This window comes from Candidatus Protofrankia datiscae (assembly GCF_000177615.2).
Lineage (GTDB): Bacteria > Actinomycetota > Actinomycetes > Frankiales > Frankiaceae > Protofrankia > Protofrankia coriariae.
In genome coordinates this window covers 4689773-4708292 of record NC_015656.1, presented here as the reverse complement: position 1 = coordinate 4708292, position 18520 = coordinate 4689773, and the positions used below count along the sequence as shown (strand labels likewise).

Genomic DNA, 18520 nt, shown 5'->3' with positions numbered 1-18520 from the left:
GGTGTGGAGGATGCCTCCGTCGGAGGGCGCCCGCCCGGGGCTGCGGGTCGTTTGTGGATGCGGCCGCACGGTGTTGAACCCGTACGGTGTCGAACCCGTACGGCCGAATCGGACAACGTCAAATAATTTTGAACAATGTAAAACAACGTCGGGCAGTACATCCGAGCGGTACGGAGGGCGTGCGGAGAGGACGCGGCAGCCCGTCGTGGACGGCGCATGCCGGATCATCAGGACGCCCGGGTCATCAGGGGCCCAGGCGTCCCCGGCGGTGCTCCGGGGTATCAGGCGGCGGGGCCGTCGTCGGAGCTGTGGCCCGGGAAGACCTTGGCGGACGGGTCGATGATCGGTGCCGCGTTGTTCACCGCGGTCGCTACCTCGCCGAAACCGGTCGCGATCAGACGCACCTTGCCCGGGTACTCGGTGATGTCGCCGGCGGCGAAGACCCGCTCGACTCCGGTCGCCATGGTCGTGCCCACCACGATGTGACGCTTCTCGACGGTCAGGTTCCAGCGGGTCAGGGGCCCCAGATCGGCGGTGAACCCGAGGTCGGCGACGATCCCTTGGGCCGGGCGGACCTGGCGGTCGCCGGACCTGTTGTTCACCAGTTCGACCTTCTCCACCTGGTTGTCCCCGTGGATGGCCGCGACCTCGGTGTGCGTGAGCACCTCGACGCTGGAGGACAGCACCTTTTCGACGGTGTGCGCGTGCGCGCGGAACCGGTCCCGCCGGTGGACGAGAGCCACCGACCGGGCCAGCGGTTCCAGGGCGAGCGCCCAGTCGAAGGCGCTGTCGCCCCCGCCGACGATGACGACGTCGGCGTTGGCATAGACGTCCAGTTTCGGGACGAAGTAGACCAGGCCGCGACCGAGATGATCGCTGCCGACGGGCAGTGGGCGCGGCGTGAACGTCCCGAGCCCGCCGGTGATGACAACGGCCTTCGCCCGTACCCGTGTCCCCTGCGCGCTGGTGACCACGACGGCGTCGTCCTCGTGGGCCAGTTCGGTTGCCTGCTGACCGAGCAGGTAGTTGGGGGAGAACGCGCCGGCCTGGGCAACGAGAGCGGCGATGAGCTCCCGGCCCCGTACCGCGGGGAACCCGGCCACGTCGTAGATCACCTTTTCCGGGTACATCGCGGTGACCTGACCGCCCGCCTCGGGAAGCGAGTCCATCACCGTCACGGACAGCCCGCGGAACCCGGCGTAGTAGGCGCCGAAGAGGCCGGCCGGGCCGGCTCCGATGATCAGCATGTCGGTGTCGACATCCGCCGATGTCGAGCCGTCAGGGCCAGTAGTGGTCAGTGCGTCCACATGCGACTCCTGGTGCTATGTGGCCGTGGCCGGACCGGATGCGCAGGGGTCGGACAGAGCCACCGGAAGAATTTTTTACTCATCCTGCCGCATCGAAGAGTGAGGTGCCTCAACATGCGCGTTGGCGTCGGCGCGGCACCCGGGCATTTACGGTGCTCTTTCCCCGCCGGTGATCCGGAGCGCGGATATTCCGGCAGGACGGGAGAAATCAGGAGGAAGCCGGTCGTGTCATCGGTTCGGTGGGCCGGCGGATAATCCGGCTCGGTGTCGGACGCTCACCGTCGGGAACACGCCTGCGCCTCATTGGTCCGCTGGACGGTACCGAGGTCTGGCGAACGGTACTGACAAAATCGCCGGTAGATGCCGGGCGAAATCGCCGGTAGGTGCCGAGCGGCGCGTCGGCCGATGACCCGTTGGCATCGACGACCCCGTTGGCGCGGTGGCCGGGCTGGTGATCGTGACGCGCGGCCGGGACGGTGCCCGGAAGCCGGGCGATCGAGAAGACGGCCCAGGAAACGGAGGTGGCCGAGGAAGCACGGCGGGCCGGGGGCGGGTGCGAACGGGGCGGGATCGGCGCCGAGTGGAGGTGGCCCGCCGTACCATCGCAGGGTGAGCCTTGTGGATGCCGGCAGTGATTCTCCGTCCGCGCAGGCGGGCCCGTCAGCCCCGACCGCAGCGGCGGCGGCCGCGGGAACAGCGACGGCCGTGGGCACACCGGCGGCCGTTGACCAGACGGCCGCCGACCAGACGGTCTCGTCCGTGCTCGCGCGTGCCGCTGACGGCGGGCGGATCACCGCCGACGAGGCGCTGCTGCTGTACACCAGGGCGCCGCTGCACGCGCTCGGCCGGGCCGCCGACGCCGCCCGCCGCCGCCGCTTCCCGGACGACATCGTCACCTACATCATCGACAGGAACATCAACTACACGAACGTGTGCGTGACCGCCTGCCGGTTCTGCGCGTTCTACCGGGCGCCCGGCCACAAGGAGGGCTGGGTCCGCGACGTCGACGACATCCTCACCAGATGCGGCGAGGCCGTCGAACTGGGCGCGACCCAGATCATGCTCCAGGGCGGCCACCATCCCGAGTTCGGCATCGAGTGGTACGAGGGCACCTTTGCCGCGATCAAGCGGGCCTACCCCCAGCTGGCGCTGCACTCGCTGGGCGCCAGCGAGGTCGTCCACATCGCCCGGACGTCCGGAGTGAGCTTCACCGACGTCATCGTCCGGCTGCGGGACGCCGGGCTTGACAGCTTCGCCGGCGCGGGCGCGGAGATCCTCACCGAGCGTCCCCGGCACGCGATCGCCCCGCTGAAGGAACCCGGGCACGTGTGGCTGTCGGTGATGGAGACCGCTCACGGCCTCGGCCTTGAGTCGACCGCGACGTTCATGATGGGCACCGGGGAGACCAACGCCGAGCGCATCGAGCACCTGCGGATGATCCGTGACGTGCAGGACCGCACCGGTGGTTTCCGGTCGTTCATCCCATGGACCTACCAGCCGGAAAACAACCACCTGCGCGGACGCACCCAGGCGTCGACCATCGAGTACCTGCGGCTGGTGGCGGTGGCCCGGCTGTTCTTCGACAACATCGCGCACCTGCAGGGCTCGTGGCTGACGACCGGCAAGGAGGTCGGCCAGCTCACCCTGCACATGGGCGCCGACGACCTGGGTTCGGTGATGCTGGAGGAGAACGTGGTCTCCTCGGCCGGCGCCCGGCACCGGACCAACCGCACCGAACTCATCCACCTCATCCGCGCGGCCGACCGGACACCGGCGCAGCGCGACACCCTCTACCGGCACCTGGTCGTACACCGCGATCCGGCGCAGGACCCCGTGGACGACCGGGTGGCCTCACACTTCTCCTCGACCGCCCTACCGATCGTCGCCACCACATAGGCCGCCCCCCGAGCGGCTGGAGGAGCACGCGAGAGGTGCGGTGACGTGCTCCGCGGCCCTCTCTCGCCCATGTTTTCGACGTCACGGGGCCCCGTTCGAGAGCACGCGCCTGGGCGGCCCGGCGGGGAGGGGGAGGGCGGCTGTCCGCGCACCTGGGCGGGAGGGGACGGCTAGCCTGTCGGGGTGACCGTGCCCGCTGGCCCGCCTACCGGACCGCCCACCGGACCAAAGATCGAACTGCATGTTCACCTGGAGGGCACGGTCCGTCCGGCGACCCTGCTGGCGATGGCCCGGCGCAACGGGGAGACACTGCCGGCCACGACGGTCGAGGAGCTCACCGAGCTGTACCGCTTCCGGGACTTCGACCACTTCATCGAGGTCTGGGTCCTCACCACACATGTGATGCGCACCGCCGAGGACTTCCGCCAGGTCGTCGTCGACTACGCCGCCGAGGCGTCCGCGCACGGCGCGGTCTACGTGGAGGGGATCTTCTCCCCGTGGTTCCGCGTCCGGCGCGGGATCTCCTGGGAAGAGATCTTCAACGGCTACGCCGACGGGGTGGCCGAGGCCCGCGAACGGTTCGGCCTGCACATGGGCCTCACCCCCGACATCGACCGCGTCCTGCCACCGGAGGAGGCCTGCGAGGTGGCCCGCCAGGCGGTCCGGTTCCGGGACCGGGGGATCGTCGGGGTGGGGCTGGGCGGGCCGGAGGCCGGCCATCCGCCCGAACCGTACGCGCGGGCGTTCGCCATCGCCGCCGACGGCGGGCTGGCCGCCGTCCCGCACGCGGGGGAGAGCAGCGGGCCGGCCTCGATCCGCGGCGCGTTGGACGCCCTGGGCGCGCGCCGCATCCGGCACGGCATCCGCGCCCTGGACGATCCCGGTCTCGTGGCCGAGCTCGTCGATCGGGACATCGTCCTGGACGTCTGCCCGGTGTCCAACCTGCGGACACGTTCGGTGGCGGATCTTGCCGGGCATCCCCTGCCCGCGCTGGTCGACGCGGGGGTGCGCTGCTCGCTGGCCACCGACGACCCGGCCATGTTCGACACCGATCTCGGCCGTGAGCACGCTGTGGCCGCGGCACTGGGCGTGTCCGCCCGTGATCTGTACGAGGCCGGTGTCGCCGGTGCGCTGTGTGACGCCGCGACGCGACAGCGGCTGGCGGCGATCGGCGCCGGCGCCGACTGGGACGCCGTGGCCGCGGCGCTGGCCACGGCCGTCCGTACGGATCCGCTGGCCGCCGGCATTGCCGCGGCCGCCTCCTCGCCGCCCGTCACCGCGGCTGGGAGACCAGCGGTCGTGCCCACGGCTGGGCCGGGGGCCGACGCCGGGGTCGGATTCACCGACGGTGCCGGAACCGCGGCGGTGCCGCGGTGAGTGCCATCCCGGCGGGCCCAGCGGATCCGGAAATCCCGGCAGGCCTGAAAAATCCAGAGAACCGAAAAATCCTGGAAGATCCGGGAAGCCCGGGAAGCCGAGCGGAAGCGGCAGGCCCGGAGCGCGGGAAAGGCCTGGAAAATATGACAGGACCGGCAGGCCGGCAACGTCCGCAGGGCCCGCGGAGAGCGCGCAGCCCGCGCGGTCCGGAGGACCTGGGAAGTTCGCGAAGCCCGCGAGTCCCGGAAAGAATTACGGGGAGCCTGGGAAGAAGCATGCGAAGTACGAGGAGCCCGGCGGGCCCCGTGGGTGAGGCTCCGGCGCGGGTGGCCGGGCCGGAGAAGCGGCCGGACGAGGTCGCGGCCATGTTCGACGGTGTTGCCCGGCGCTACGACCTGACCAACGCGGTGCTCTCGGCCGGTCTGGACCGCACCTGGCGCGGCGCCACCGCGGACGCCCTGGACCTGCGCCCGGGGCTGCGGGTACTGGATCTGGCAGCCGGTACCGGCACCTCGTCGCGGGCGTTCGCCGCCCGTGGCGCCTCGGTCGTGGCCTGCGACTTCTCGCTGGGCATGCTCAGGGTCGGGCAGCACCGCCTGCGTCAGCGCCCGGCCGCCCCCGGCGGTGGCGCGGTGGCGCTGGTCGCCGGGGACGGGCTCGCGCTGCCGTTCGCGGCGGCGTCCTTCGACCGGGTGACGGTCTCGTTCGGCCTGCGCAACGTGGTCGACGTCGAGGTGTGCCTGGCGGAACTGGCACGGGTGACCCGTCCGGGCGGGCGTCTGGTGATCTGCGAGTTCAGCCGCCCGACCTGGGCGCCGTGGCGCACGGTCTACACGGAGTACCTGATGCGGGCGTTGCCCGGCCTCGCCCGGCTCGTCAGCAGCAGCCCGGACGCGTACGTCTACCTGGCCGAGTCGATCCGGGCCTGGCCGGACCAGTCGGCCCTTGCCGACCGCATCGCCGGCGCGGGCTGGACCAGGGTGGGCTGGCGCAACCTCACCGGCGGCATCGTGGCCCTGCACCGCGCCTGGCGTCCGGCCTGACGGCTTGCCTGGCCTGGCCGACAGCGGCCGGCAGTGGCCGGCGGCCGGCCGGTGGTGGCCCGGATGACCGGGGCCGAGAGACCAGGCGGGACGGCCGGACCGGTTGATCGGATGGGCGGACGGGCGGGTCCGGATGGTCAGGTTGGGATGTGGGCGTCCAGCCAGGTCAGGGTGCGGGCCCAGGCGTCCTCGGCCGCGGCGGCGTTGTACACGGCGGGCCGGGCGTCGCAGTGGAACCCGTGCTCGGCATCCGGATAGCGGACGACCTGCGTGGGCATGGCCGCCTCCCGCGCCGCCGACCGGAGGGCCTCGACCTGCTCCACCGGGATGCCCTGGTCACGGTCGCCGAACAGGCCCAGCCACGGGGCCTGCAGGCGGGGCGCGATCTCGATCAGAGGTGCCTCGCCGAACCTGCCCTCGGCGAGCCCGCCGCCGTAGAAGCTCACGGCGGCCCCGAGCGGGCGGTGGACGGCCGCGATGGTGGCGACTGACCCGCCCATGCAGAAGCCGACCACCGCGATGCGGTCGACGGCGGTCCCCTCGTCGGCGAGCAGGGCCATGCTCGCGTCGACGTCCTCCAGGATGTCGAGGCTGTTGAGCGTCTGCATGGCCTGCCGGACCGCGGTGAAGTCCCCGCCGTAGGGGAAGACCGGCGAGCCCACCCGGTGGAAGAGGGCCGGCGGTGGCGAACCGGTCGCACACGTCCACGATGTGGTCGGTGAGCCCGAACGCCTCCTGGACGACGACGACCCCGCCTCGAGGCCTGTCGGCCGGGTGGGCGACGGCGGCCTGCATGGGCCCGTCCGCGGTGGACAGCGTCACGGTCTCGCGGCTCATCTGTGTTCTGCTCCTGTCCGGCGCATCCGGTGTGGATGCGGCTCTACGAGAGGATCGCATCAGAGACGGCGCGACCCATGCTCCGCAGCATCTCAGCGTGCGGGATCAATCACTGTCGTTCCAGTACGCCCATGGTCGTTCGGTGCATCGTCCACCATTCAGCGGGTGATCTGGGCAGACCGGCCGGCCGGGCCGCCTGCCGTCCGGGCCGGCCGCGGGCGTGCGGGTGCGGGGTGCGGTGGCCTGCCGGCTCCGTAAGTCCGGTGGGCGCGGCGCGGGCGGTGGAGCCGGCGGGGGTGGGAGCGCACGACCGGGTGCCGGCCGGTCGTGCCTGTCGACCCATGGGCTGTCGGCCGTGCCTGTCGGCCATGGCTTTGCCGGCCGTGTCGATTGTCGGCCGTGATTGTCGCGCGGACCCGAATATACGGTATGTCCGATAAAAGTTGGGTTTCTCATGACTACCGTCAGTGAAGATTGACTTCTGTTGTCCGCTGTTTGTTCACTGTTTGGCTGATGGCGCCCGTGTGCGCCGGCCGGACGGCGCGGCGCGGGGGTCGGCGCGATCCTGGCGCCTGTGCCGACGACGGGCGCAGGGCCTAGACTCGCCGTTGCGCTCGTGAAAACCTTCACGAGCGGCGGCAGTACAGCAAATGGGAATACAACCGGCGATCCGGAGATGTGTGATCATGACAGCGGTCCAGGCCGAGCATGCCGATGTCATAGTCGTTGGTGCCGGCCCCGGCGGCTCGGCGGCCGCCTGCCACCTGGCCCGGACCGGGCTCGCTGTCGTCCTGCTGGAAAAGACCCGCTTCCCTCGGGAGAAGGTCTGCGGTGACGGGCTGACCCCCCGTGCCGTGCGCAGCCTGATCGAGATGGGCATCGACACCGGCACCGATGCCGACATGGGCAGCGGCCCTGGCACCAGCGTCGGCACTGGCACTGGCACTGGCACGGCCGCGGCCACCGGCGCGCCCGCGGACGCCGGTGCCACCGCTGGCCCGGCGGCCAGCGCGACCGGCACGGTTCAGGCCGGTTCCGGATGGGCCCGCAACCGAGGCCTGCGTGTCATCGGCGGTGGGCTGCGGCTCGAGCTGCCCTGGCCGGAGCTGGCGAACTGGCCGGACTACGGCCTGGTCCGGCCCCGTCTCGACTTCGACGAGCTGCTCGTCCGGCACGCCGAGAAGGCCGGCGCCCAGCTGCGGGAGGAGACCACCGTCACCGGCCCGATCCGCGACGAGCGCACCGGACGGGTCGTCGGAGTGCAGGCCAGGGCGTCCCGCGGTGGGCAGCCGCTGGCCTTCCGCGCCCCACTGGTGATCGCCGCGGACGGGAACAGCGCGCGGATGGCGCTGTCGCTGGACATCCGCCGCCGGGAGGACCGTCCGCTGGGGGTGGCGGTGCGCCAGTACTACCGCAGCCCCCGCACGCATGACGACTACCTGGAGTCCCATCTGGAGCTGTGGGAGGGAAAGCCCGGCGCGTCCCGGCTGCTGCCCGGCTACGGGTGGATCTTCGGGGTGGGCGACGGGACGAGCAATGTCGGGCTCGGCATGCTCAACACCACCAGCGCCTTCCAGCACACCGACTACCGGGACCTGCTGCGGCGGTGGCTCAACGCGCTGCCGCCGGAGTGGGGCTACACCGAGGAGAACGCGGTCGGGCCGGTCCGCGGCGGCGCCCTGCCGATGGCCTTCAACCGCGCGCCGCACTATCGCGACGGCCTGCTGCTGGTCGGGGACGCCGGTGGGACGGTCAACCCGTTCAACGGCGAGGGGATCGCCTACGCGATGGAGTCCGGACGGCTCGCGGCCGAAGTGGCCGTCCAGGCGCTGGCCCGCTCCCAGGGGCCGGCCCGGGAGCGGGCGCTGCAGGCCTACCCGGACGTTCTCCGGCAACGCTACGGCGGCTACTACACACTCGGGCGGGTGTTCGTCGAACTGATCGGGAACCCGTCCGTGATGCGGATACTGACCCGTTACGGGCTGCCGCGACCGACGCTCATGCGCTTCACCCTGAAGCTGCTGGCGAATCTCACCGACCCGCGAGGGGGTGATGCGCTGGACCGCCTGATCAACGCTATGTCCCGGCTCGCGCCCGCGACCTGAGCAGCCCGAGCGGCCCGAGCGGATGGTGGCGGCACTGGCGAAACACGGGGTCACGGTTTTCCGGCACACGGCTTCCGCCCAGTGAACAGACCAGTGGCCGCATCGACAGCATCGGTTTGTGGCCAGACATGCGGCGGGCGTGCATTGATGCTCACTCGTTCCGGGGGCCAACGGCAGCCCGATCATGCTTTTTCCGCCCGCCGGATCGCCGCTGGGAAACCGGTCCGCGCGTCTGGGGCGGGCGTCGCGTAGGCTCCCTGGCGGCGCCCGGCGACCGGAGTCGGGACAACCGGTGACCGTGATCGGTGTCGGCGCCGTGAGCCGGCCGTCCTTGCCGCGCCAGCCGCGTCCCGGCGGCCAGCGGTGAGCTCACGGCCGCGAACCGGAACAGCGAACCGAAAACCGCGAACCGAAAACTGCCACGTCCCGCATCGGACCTGTAGAGAGGAGCTCGGCATGCTGTCGAACTACGTGCCGATCCTCGTGCTTTTAGTGATCGCGTCGGCGTTCGCGATCGGATCTGTGATCACGGGCGCGCTGGTCGGCCCGAAGAGGTACAACCGTGCCAAGCTCGACGCGTACGAGTGCGGAATCGAACCGCCGCGCGAGCCGGTTGGCCCACATCGTTTTCCGGTGAAGTTCTACCTGACGGCGATGCTGTTCATCGTCTTCGACATCGAGATCATCTTCCTCTATCCGTGGGCGGTCGCGTTCGGCGCTCTGGGGACCTTCGGGCTCGTCGAGATGGTGCTGTTCATCGCGACCGTTTTCGTCGCCTACGCCTACGTGTGGCGGCGGGGAGGCCTGGAATGGGACTAGAAGAGAAGCTGCCCGGTGGCCTGCTGCTCACCACCGTCGAGAAGATGGCCAACTGGTCGCGGCGGTCCTCCCTGTGGCCGGCGACGTTCGGCCTGGCCTGCTGCGCGATCGAGATGATGTCGACCGGCGCCGGCCGCTACGACCTCGCCCGGTTCGGGATGGAGGTGTTCCGGGCCAGCCCCCGGCAGGCCGACCTCATGATCGTCGCGGGTCGGGTGAGCCAGAAGATGGCCCCGGTGCTGCGCCAGATCTACGACCAGATGCCCGAGCCCAAGTGGGTGCTGTCCATGGGCGTCTGCGCGAGCAGCGGTGGGATGTTCAACAACTACGCCATCGTGCAGGGCGTCGACCACATCGTCCCGGTGGACATGTACCTGCCGGGCTGCCCGCCGCGGCCGGAGATGCTCATGGACGCGATCCTGAAGCTGCACGAGAAGATCCTGGCCGGCACGATCACCGGCAAGGTCGCCTACACGAAGGTCGGCGAGTCGCCCTACCCGAAGCCGATCGAGGTGGCCACGGCGCGCGCGGGCCTGCCGGCCGGTGCCGTCGACACCAGCACGCTGTCGGTCAACGACCGCAGGCGGTTCCGCCTGCCGGCGGGTGCTCCGGCGCCGGCCGGGATCGGCGCGGTCGAGCCGGCCCTCGACGACCGGCGACCGGCCGCCATCCCCCCGGAGTCGGTCTTCGGCCGGACCAAGCGCCTGTCGCCGGCCGCCGGGCCGGCCGGATCGGCCGGATCAGCCGGCCGGCGTGCCGGGAGCGAGGATTCCACTGGTGAGGCGGCGTCATGAGCGAGCTCGTACCGGCGGCCGGCGCGGCGTCGGGCAAGGGCGGGCCGCGTCGGCAGGACGCCTTCGGAGCTTCCGGCTCCGGTGACACCTCCGGTTTCGGCGGTCTGGTTCGCAACCCGCCGGTGCTCGCCTCGAGCTCCCGGCCGTTCGGCGACGCTGACGCCGACACCGTCTACGACGCCCTCGAGCGTGCCTTTCCGCAGCTCACCGACGCGCTCGAACGGGTGGTCGTCGACCGCGGGGAGCTGACCCTGCACGTCCGGCGCGATCATCTGCTCGCGGTCGCCCAGACCCTGCGGGACGACCTTCAGCTGCGCTTCGAGCTGCTCTCCGGGGTCTCCGGCGCGGACTATCCCGACGATCCGACCGGACGCCGACTGCACGCCGTCTACCACCTGACGTCGATGACCTGGCGCCGCCGCGTTCGGCTGGAGGTCTCGGTGGCCGACGACGACCCGACCGTCCCCAGCGTCATGGCTGTCTGGCCGACCGCGGACTGGCACGAGCGGGAGACCTACGACCTGTTCGGCATCGTCTTCTCCGGCCGGGACGGCCTGGAAAGGATCATGATGCCAGACGACTGGATCGGCCACCCGCAGCGCAAGGACTACCCGCTCGGCGGCGTACCGGTCGACTACAAGGGCGCTCAGGTACCGGCACCGGACAGCCGCCGGAGCTATTCATGACCAGCCTGCTCGGTGCAGCCGATCTGTTCGGTACGGCCGGTATGGCCGGTACGAGTGCGCTGTCCGGCACGAGCGCCGTGGCCGGTGGCTCGCGGCGGCGTCGTTCCACCCCGTGTCGTCTTTGTCTACGAGGTTCGTTATGACCCACACGTTCGACACGTCAGCCGCGTTCACCTCCGCGGCCGGCTCCACCACATCCGCCGGACCGCCCGTCGACGGCGCTCCCGGATACGACAGCACTTCCGGGCACGACAGCGCCTCTGGGCGCGGGGACGCTCCTGGACAGAACAACGCTCCTGGGTACGACGACGCTCCCGGATACGGCGACGCCTACGAGGCCGGCTTCACCGAGTCGGCGGGGGAGCGGGTCTACACCGTCACCGGCGGTGACTGGGAGCAGGTGATCGGCGGCGAGGACTACTCCGAGCGCCTCACCGTCAACATGGGTCCCCAGCACCCGTCCACGCACGGGGTGCTGCGGCTCGTCCTGGAGATCGAGGGCGAGACGGTCACCCGGACCCAGGTCGTCATCGGCTACCTGCACACCGGGATCGAGAAGAGCTGCGAGTTCCGCACCTGGACGCAGGCGGTCACCTTCCTCACCCGCGCCGACTATCTCGCGCCGCTGTTCAACGAGACGGCCTACTGCCTGGCGCTGGAGAAGCTGCTCGGCATCACCGACGAGGTCCCCGAGCGGGCCACGGTCATCCGGGTGCTGGTGATGGAGCTGCAGCGGATCGCCTCGCACCTGGTGTGGCTGGCCACCGGCGCCATGGAGATCGGGGCCACCACTGGGATGATCTTCGGTTTCCGGGAGCGGGAGAAGATTCTCGACCTCCTGGAGAAGATCACCGGGCTGCGGATGAACCACGCCTACGTCCGTCCCGGCGGGCTGGCCCAGGACCTTCCGAACGACGTCATACGCGATATTCAGGCGTTTCTCGTCGACATGCCCAAGCGGATCAAGGAGTATCACGCCCTGCTGTCGGGGCAGCCGATCTGGAAGGGCCGCATGGTCGACGTCAACTACATCGACGCGGCCAGCTGCATCGCGCTCGGCGTGACCGGCCCGGTGCTGCGTGCCGCCGGGTTGGAGTGGGACCTGCGCAAGACCGTCCCGTACTGCGGCTACGAGACCTACGAGTTCGACGTCCCCACCTCGCTGGACGGCGACTCCTACGCCCGCTACCTGGTACGACTGGCGGAGATGGGCGAGTCGTTGAAGATCGTCGAACAGTGCCTGGACCGGCTGAAGCCCGGCCCGGTGATGGTCGCGGACAAGAAGATCGCCTGGCCGGCCCAGCTGTCGATCGGCGCCGACGGGATGGGCAACTCCCTCGATCACATCCGCACGATCATGGGTACCTCGATGGAGGCCCTGATCCACCACTTCAAGCTGGTCACCGAGGGTTTCCGGGTGCCGGCCGGGCAGGTGTACACGGCCGTGGAGTCGCCTCGCGGCGAACTGGGCTACCACGTGGTCAGCGACGGCGGCACCAGGCCGTACCGCGTCCACGTCCGGGAACCAAGCTTCGTCAACCTGCAGGCGGTCCCGGCGATGACCGAAGGCGGACAGGTCGCGGACGTGATCGTCGGCGTGGCCTCCGTCGACCCAGTCCTGGGGGGAGTTGACCGGTAGTGCCGCTCACCGAAGAAACCCGCGCCGCGGCAGCGGACATCATCGCGCGGTACCCGTCCGGGCACTCCCGGTCGGCGCTGCTGCCCCTGCTGCACCTCGTGCAGGCCGAGGACGGCTGTGTCACCTCCGAGGGGGTGGAGTTCTGCGCCTCTCTGCTCGGCATCACCCAGGCCGAGGTGAGCGCGGTCGCCACCTTCTACACGATGTACAAGCGCCGGCCCGTCGGCGACTGGCTGGTGTCGGTGTGCACCAACCTCTCCTGCGCGCTGCTCGGCGGCGAGGAGGTCTACGCCCGTCTCTCGCAGGAGCTCGGGGTCGGGCACGACCAGACCACCGCGGACGGCACGATCACCCTTGAGCACGCCGAGTGCCTGGCCGCGTGCGACTACGCGCCGGTGCTGACCGTCAACTACGAGTTCTTCGACCAGGTCGACCCGCAGTCCGCGAGCGAGATCGTGGAGGCGCTGCGGCGTGGCGAGCGGCCGGCCCCGACCCGGGGCGCGCCGCTGTGCACGTTCGCCGAGGCGTCCCGGCAGCTCGCCGGCCTCCCCGACCCGCGGCCCGAGGCGGTCGCCGGTCCGGGCGTAGGCGAGCCGTCCGTGGCCGGGCTGTTGGTCACGGGCACCGCCGACGCCACGGCCGCCGGCCCGGCCGGCAGCACCGCTGCCAGGGGCGCTCCGGCCAACGGCACCCCCGCCAAGGCTGCCCCGGCCAAGGCTGCCCCGGTCAGAGCCGCCGCGACCAAGGCCGCTTCGGGTAAGGCCACGCCGGCCGGCGCCGCGCGGACCGACGATTCGACGAAGGGGAGCTGACCATGCCGGTCACCCCGGTCCTCACCGGACGCTGGAACACCCCCGAGTCCTGGACGCTGGCCGTCTACGAGAGCACCGACGGCTACCAGGCGCTGCGGCAGGCCCTGGAGCTCGGCCCGGACGACATCATCAAGATTGTCAAGGACTCCGGGCTGCGCGGCCGCGGCGGCGCGGGCTTCCCCACCGGGATGAAGTGGAGCTTCATCCCGCAGGGCGACGACAGGCCGCACTACCTGGTCATCAACGCGGACGAGGGCGAGCCCGGCACCTGCAAGGACGCGCCGCTGATGACGGCCGACCCACACTCGCTGGTGGAGGGCATCATCATCGCCGCCTATGCGGTGCGGGCCCACCGCGCCTTCATCTACCTGCGCGGGGAGCTGGTGCACTGCGGACGCCGGCTGCGCGCCGCGGTCGCCGAGGCATACCGGGCCGGCTATCTCGGCCGCGACATCCTCGGCAGCGGCTTCGACCTGGACCTGGTCGTCCACTCCGGGGCCGGCGCCTACATCTGCGGCGAGGAGACCGCGCTGCTCGACTCGCTGGAGGGCCGCCGCGGCCAGCCCCGGCTGCGCCCGCCGTTCCCGGCGACCCACGGGCTGTACGCGTCCCCGACCGTGGTCAACAACGTGGAGACCATCGCCACCGTGCCGTTCGTCATCCGGCGCGGGGTGGAGTGGTTCCGCTCGATGGGCCGGGAGCGCTCGCCGGGGCCGAAGATCTACAGCCTGTCCGGGCACGTGACCCGCCCGGGCCAGTACGAGGCGCCGATGGGGACCACCCTCGCCGAGCTGCTGGAACTCGCCGGCGGCATCCGCGGCGGCCGGCGGCTGAAGGCGTGGACACCGGGCGGTTCCTCGACGCCGATGCTCACCGCGGACCATCTCGACGTCCCGCTGGACTTCGAGGGGGTCGTCGAGGCTGGCTCCCTGCTCGGCACCGCCGCCATCATGATCATGGATGAGACCGTGGACATGCTGAAGGTCGTCCGGCGGCTCACCCAGTTCTACGCGCACGAGTCCTGCGGCAAGTGCACGCCGTGCCGCGAGGGCACCACCTGGATGGTCCAGATCCTCTCCCGCCTCGAACGCGGCCAGGGCGACGCCGAGGACGTCGACACCCTCGTGGACGCCTGCGACAACATCTTCGGCCGGGCCTTCTGCGCGCTCGCCGACGGCGCCACCTCGCCGATCGTCTCCGGGATCAAGTTCTTCCGGGACGAGTTCGTCCCGGCCACCCCCACCGGCGCCACCGGGCCCACCGGGCCCACCGGGCCCACCGCCACCGACCGCGTCGCCGGCACACCGGACGCCCTCGCGGGAGCTCACTGATCACTATGACAACCGTGTCGAAGAGTAGCGCCTCGCAGCCCCCGGCCGAGCCCGCGCCGCCGGATCTCGTCACCCTGACCATCGACGGCATCGCGGTCAGCGTCCCGAAGGGGATACTGATCATCCGGGCGGCCGAGCTGCTCGGGATCGAGATCCCGCGGTTCTGCGACCATCCGCTGCTCGACCCCGTCGGCGCCTGCCGGCAGTGCATCGTCGAGGTCGAGGGCCAGCGCAAACCGGTCGCATCCTGCACGACCACGGTCGCGGCCGACATGGTCGTGCGCACCCAGCTCACCTCGCCGGTGGCGAAGAAGGCACAGGCGGGGACGCTGGAGTTCCTGCTGCTCAACCATCCGTTGGACTGCCCGATCTGCGACAAGGGCGGCGAGTGCCCGCTGCAGAACCAGTCGATGGCCAACGGCGGCGCCGTCTCCCGGTTCCGGGAGACCAAGCGGACCTACCCGAAGCCGGTCGCCATCTCCACCGAGATCCTCCTCGACCGGGAGCGTTGCGTGCTGTGCGCGCGCTGCACCCGGTTTTCCGCGCAGATCGCCGGCGACCCGTTCATCGAGCTGTTCGAGCGGGGCGCCAACGAGCAGGTCTCGATCAGCGAGGACGAGCCGTTCCAGTCCTACTTCTCCGGCAACACCGTGCAGATCTGCCCGGTGGGCGCGCTGACCAGCGCGGCGTACCGGTTCCGGGCCCGGCCGTTCGACCTGGTGTCCACCCCGACCACGTGTGAGCACTGCGCGGGCGGCTGCGCGCTGCGCACCGACCACCGCCGCGGCAAGGTCCGGCGCCGGCTCGCCGCCGACGACCCGGCCGTCAACGAGGAGTGGAACTGCGACAAGGGCCGGTTCGCCTTCACCTACGCCAATGGCGCCGACCGACTGCGCACCCCGCTGGTCCGTGACGACACCACCGGGGAGCTGGTCGAGGCGTCGTGGAGCGAGGCGCTGGCCTTCGCCGCCCGCGGGCTGGCCGAGTGCCGGGACCGCCACGGCGTCGGCGTGCTCGCCGGCGGCCGGCTCACCCGCGAGGACGCCTACGCCTACGCCAAGTTCGCCCGCGTCGCCCTGCGTACCAACGACGTGGACTTCCGGGCCCGGCCGCACTCGGCCGAGGAGGAGACGTTCCTCGCCCACGCGGTCGCCGGCACCGGCATCGGGGTCACCCACGCCGATCTGGAGGCCGCGCCCGGCGTCCTGCTGGTCGCGCTCGAGCCCGAGGAGGAGGCGCCGACGATCTTCCTGCGGCTGCGCAAGGCCGCGCGGAAGCAGAGCACGGCGATCTTCTCGCTCGCCCCGCTGGCCACCCGTGGGCTGACGAAGATCTCCGGGACGCTGTTGCCGGTCGTCCCCGGCGCCGAAGCCGCCGCCCTGGCCGCCCTGGCCGCCCTGGTGGCCGGGGACGGGGCTCAGTCGCCGGTCGTCACCGCGCTGCGCGCTCCCGGGGCCGTGATCCTGGTGGGGGAGCGCGCCGCGCAGGCCCCCGGGACGCTGACCGCGGCGCTGCGGCTGGCCGAGGCGACCGGCGCGCGGCTGGCCTGGGTGCCACGCCGGGCCGGGGAACGCGGCGCGCTCGCCGTCGGCGTCCTGCCGTCGCTGCTGCCGGGTGGGCGCCCGGTGGCGGATCCGGTGGCCCGTGCTGAGGCCGAGGAGATCTGGGGTGCCGTCGTCCCGGCCGAGCCGGGCCGGGACACCGCGGCCATCCTCGCCGCCGCTGCCGCCGGTGAGCTCGACGGGCTCGTCATCGCCGGGGTGGACGTCCACGACCTGCCCGATCCGGCCGCCGCCCTGGACGTGATTGCCTCCGTGCCGTTCTGCGTGTCCCTGGAGGTGCGCACCTCCGCGGTGACCGAGGTCGCCGACGTGGTCCTGCCGGTCGCGCCGGTGGCGGAGAAGGCAGGCTCGTTCGTGAACTGGGAGGGGCGCCTGCGCGCGTTCCAGCGGGCCCTGGAGACCACCGGGCTGCCGGACCTGCGGGTGCTGCACATCCTGGCCGCCCGGATGGGGATCGCCCTCGGCGTCGACGACCCCGGGGCGGCCGCGCGCGAGCTGTCGAGGTTCGGCCGTGCCGGCGCCGAGATCAACCGTGTTCCGGCACCGGCGGTCGAGCCGCCCGCGCTGCCCGAGCCGGCACCGGGCCAGGCGGTGCTCGCCAGCTGGCACCAGCTGATCGACGACGGCCGGCTGCTCGACGGCGAGCCCTACCTCGCCGGGACGGCCCGCCCACCGCGGGCCAGGCTGTCCGCGGTGACGGCCGGTGAGATCGGCGCGGTCGACGGTGCGCCCGTCAGCGTCAGCACCGACCGCGGCACCATCACCCTCCCCCTGGAGATCACCTCGATGCCCGACCGGGTGGTGTGGCTGCCGACCTTCTCACCGGGCTCCCACGTCCATACCTTGCTCGCCGGGCGTGCCGGCGAAGTGGTGAACATCAGTGTGGCCGTCGGCACCCCGGACGGCGGCCGTGATCTTGTCGACGCCGTCGCGGGCAGCGGCGCGGAAGGCCGGTCATGAGCTACTCACCCTCGTTCGTGCCGGCGCTGGCGGCCGGTGCCACCGACCCGGACCTGTCCGTCTTCGGTGACGACCCGTTCTGGCTGATCCTGCTCAAGGCCGTGGCGGTCTTCGCCTTCCTGCTGCTGATAACGCTGTTCGCGATCGTGTTCGAGCGCAAGGTCGTGGCCCGGATGCAGCAGCGTGTCGGCCCCAACCGGCACGGTCCCAAGGGCTGGCTGCAGAGCCTCGCCGACGGTGTGAAGCTCATGCTCAAAGAGGACATCATCCCGGTTCTCGCCGACCGGCCGGTCTTCATCCTCGCCCCGATCATCTCGGCGATCCCGGCCTTCCTCGCGTTCGCGGTGATTCCGTTCGGGCCCGAGGTGTCGATCTTCGGTGAGCACACCAACCTGCAGCTCGCGGACCTGCCGGTGGCCGTCCTGTTCGTGCTGGCCGCGTCGTCGCTGGGCGTGTACGGGCTGATTCTCTCGGGCTGGGCGAGCGGGTCGACCTACCCGCTGCTGGGATCACTGCGTTCGGCGGCCCAGATCATCTCCTACGAGGTCGCGATGGGGCTGTCCTTCGTCGCGGTCTTCCTCAACTCCGGGACGCTGTCCACCTCGGGCATCGTGGAGGGCCAGAGCCACTGGTGGAACGTGGTGCTGGTGCCGTCCTTCATCATCTACTGCATCGCGATGGTGGGTGAGACGAACCGGACGCCGTTCGACCTGCCCGAAGCCGAAGGCGAGCTGGTCGGCGGCTTCCACACCGAATACAGCTCGATCAAGTTCGCGTTCTTCTTCCTCGCCGAGTACATCAACACCGTGACCGTGTCCGCGGTGGCGACGACGTTGTTCCTCGGCGGGTGGCAGCCGCCGCCGATCCCGTACCTCTCGCACTTCGACACGGGCTGGTTCCCGGTGCTCTGGTTCGTGCTGAAGCTGCTGGCGTTCCTGTTCCTGTTCATCTGGCTGCGTGGGACGCTGCCCCGGCTGCGCTACGACCAGTTCATGGCGTTCGGCTGGAAGGTCCTGATCCCGGTCGGACTGGTCTGGCTGCTCGCCGTGGCGACCTTCAAGGTCTACCGGGAGAACGTCACCGACCGGACGCCATGGCTGATCGGCTTCGGGATCGCCACCGGCATCCTGCTCATCATCACGATCATCGATCCCGGTGCGCGCAAACACCGGGAACGCCTTGAGGCTGCCGAACAGGAGCGCATCCGTAACGCGCCCAGTCTGGACCGGATCCCGTGGCCGCCGCCCGCCGGTACGGCCAGCGCGGCCGGTCGGCCGCCGTCCGTCACCGGTCCGGACCGATCGTCGTCCGCCACCGTCATCGTCGCGGGTGGACCGCGGCAGGAGAGCTGA

General features: G+C 71.1%; 13 protein-coding genes and 1 pseudogene. 12 read left to right on the top strand and 2 right to left on the bottom strand.

Annotation, left to right across the window (positions count from 1 at the left end; genetic code table 11):
• Positions 1 to 281: 281 nt before the first annotated feature.
• Positions 282 to 1247 (bottom strand): FAD-dependent oxidoreductase, encoded by a 966-nt coding sequence (locus FSYMDG_RS19785; RefSeq protein WP_043607167.1) that lies wholly within the window; start codon positions 1245 to 1247, stop codon positions 282 to 284.
• 765 nt (positions 1248 to 2012) lie between these two features.
• Here FSYMDG_RS19785 and mqnC point away from each other — a divergent pair.
• The 3 genes from mqnC to FSYMDG_RS19770 all read left to right on the top strand — a co-directional run bounded on the left by mqnC (position 2013) and on the right by FSYMDG_RS19770 (position 5623).
• Positions 2013 to 3203 carry a cyclic dehypoxanthinyl futalosine synthase gene (mqnC, locus tag FSYMDG_RS19780; protein WP_043604065.1) on the top strand — a complete coding sequence of 397 codons (1191 nt, stop codon included), beginning with the start codon at positions 2013 to 2015 and terminating at the stop codon, positions 3201 to 3203.
• A 183-nt stretch (positions 3204 to 3386) separates the two neighbouring features.
• Positions 3387 to 4580 carry an adenosine deaminase gene (add, locus tag FSYMDG_RS19775; RefSeq protein ID WP_013875161.1) on the top strand — a complete coding sequence of 398 codons (1194 nt, stop codon included), beginning with the start codon at positions 3387 to 3389 and terminating at the stop codon, positions 4578 to 4580.
• A gap of 305 nt (positions 4581 to 4885) precedes the next feature.
• Positions 4886 to 5623, top strand: a complete 738-nt coding sequence (locus FSYMDG_RS19770; protein ID WP_013875160.1) for a demethylmenaquinone methyltransferase — start codon at positions 4886 to 4888, stop codon at positions 5621 to 5623.
• Between the two features lie 137 nt (positions 5624 to 5760).
• On the opposite strand, the pseudogene FSYMDG_RS19765 reads toward FSYMDG_RS19770, so the two are convergent.
• Positions 5761 to 6418, bottom strand: a pseudogene (locus FSYMDG_RS19765) (dienelactone hydrolase family protein).
• Positions 6419 to 7146: 728 nt separating this feature from the next.
• Between FSYMDG_RS19765 and FSYMDG_RS19760 the strand changes: the two are divergent.
• From FSYMDG_RS19760 to nuoH, 9 genes are all read left to right on the top strand, one after another.
• On the top strand, positions 7147 to 8565 hold the full coding sequence (locus FSYMDG_RS19760; protein ID WP_013875159.1) for a geranylgeranyl reductase family protein: 1419 nt from the start codon (positions 7147 to 7149) through the stop codon (positions 8563 to 8565).
• A 459-nt stretch (positions 8566 to 9024) separates the two neighbouring features.
• Positions 9025 to 9384 (top strand): NADH-quinone oxidoreductase subunit A, encoded by a 360-nt coding sequence (locus FSYMDG_RS19755; protein ID WP_043607163.1) that lies wholly within the window; start codon positions 9025 to 9027, stop codon positions 9382 to 9384.
• Positions 9375 to 10178 carry a NuoB/complex I 20 kDa subunit family protein gene (locus FSYMDG_RS29830; RefSeq protein WP_013875157.1) on the top strand — a complete coding sequence of 268 codons (804 nt, stop codon included), beginning with the start codon at positions 9375 to 9377 and terminating at the stop codon, positions 10176 to 10178. Before FSYMDG_RS19755 ends, FSYMDG_RS29830 begins: the two co-directional genes overlap by 10 nt.
• Positions 10175 to 10864 (top strand): NADH-quinone oxidoreductase subunit C, encoded by a 690-nt coding sequence (locus tag FSYMDG_RS19745; protein ID WP_013875156.1) that lies wholly within the window; start codon positions 10175 to 10177, stop codon positions 10862 to 10864. The genes FSYMDG_RS29830 and FSYMDG_RS19745 overlap by 4 nt, the downstream gene beginning before the upstream one ends.
• 139 nt (positions 10865 to 11003) lie before the next feature.
• On the top strand, positions 11004 to 12503 hold the full coding sequence (locus tag FSYMDG_RS19740; protein ID WP_013875155.1) for an NADH-quinone oxidoreductase subunit D: 1500 nt from the start codon (positions 11004 to 11006) through the stop codon (positions 12501 to 12503).
• Positions 12503 to 13315: an NADH-quinone oxidoreductase subunit NuoE gene (gene nuoE, locus FSYMDG_RS19735; protein ID WP_013875154.1), complete on the top strand. Its 813-nt coding sequence runs from the start codon at positions 12503 to 12505 to the stop codon at positions 13313 to 13315. Before FSYMDG_RS19740 ends, nuoE begins: the two co-directional genes overlap by 1 nt.
• Positions 13316 to 13317: 2 nt before the next feature.
• Positions 13318 to 14646 carry an NADH-quinone oxidoreductase subunit NuoF gene (nuoF, locus tag FSYMDG_RS19730; protein WP_013875153.1) on the top strand — a complete coding sequence of 443 codons (1329 nt, stop codon included), beginning with the start codon at positions 13318 to 13320 and terminating at the stop codon, positions 14644 to 14646.
• Positions 14647 to 14651: 5 nt separating this feature from the next.
• On the top strand, positions 14652 to 17168 hold the full coding sequence (locus FSYMDG_RS19725) for an NADH-quinone oxidoreductase subunit G (RefSeq protein ID WP_013875152.1): 2517 nt from the start codon (positions 14652 to 14654) through the stop codon (positions 17166 to 17168).
• Entirely contained in the window at positions 17165 to 18520 is a 1356-nt protein-coding gene (gene nuoH, locus FSYMDG_RS19720; RefSeq protein WP_013875151.1) for an NADH-quinone oxidoreductase subunit NuoH, read from the top strand. The genes FSYMDG_RS19725 and nuoH overlap by 4 nt, the downstream gene beginning before the upstream one ends.

Bases quoted from the DNA above. Each gene is read 5' to 3' on its own strand.
- FSYMDG_RS19785 (WP_043607167.1), bottom strand. From the start codon at position 1,247: ATGCTGATCATCGGAGCCGGCCCGGCCGGCCTCTTCGGCGCCTACTAC.
- FSYMDG_RS19760 (WP_013875159.1), top strand. From the start codon at position 7,147: ATGACAGCGGTCCAGGCCGAGCATGCCGATGTCATAGTCGTTGGTGCC.
- FSYMDG_RS29830 (WP_013875157.1), top strand. From the start codon at position 9,375: ATGGGACTAGAAGAGAAGCTGCCCGGTGGCCTGCTGCTCACCACCGTC.
- FSYMDG_RS19745 (WP_013875156.1), top strand. From the start codon at position 10,175: ATGAGCGAGCTCGTACCGGCGGCCGGCGCGGCGTCGGGCAAGGGCGGG.
- FSYMDG_RS19740 (WP_013875155.1), top strand. From the start codon at position 11,004: ATGACCCACACGTTCGACACGTCAGCCGCGTTCACCTCCGCGGCCGGC.
- nuoF (WP_013875153.1), top strand. From the start codon at position 13,318: ATGCCGGTCACCCCGGTCCTCACCGGACGCTGGAACACCCCCGAGTCC.
- FSYMDG_RS19725 (WP_013875152.1), top strand. From the start codon at position 14,652: ATGACAACCGTGTCGAAGAGTAGCGCCTCGCAGCCCCCGGCCGAGCCC.
- nuoH (WP_013875151.1), top strand. From the start codon at position 17,165: ATGAGCTACTCACCCTCGTTCGTGCCGGCGCTGGCGGCCGGTGCCACC.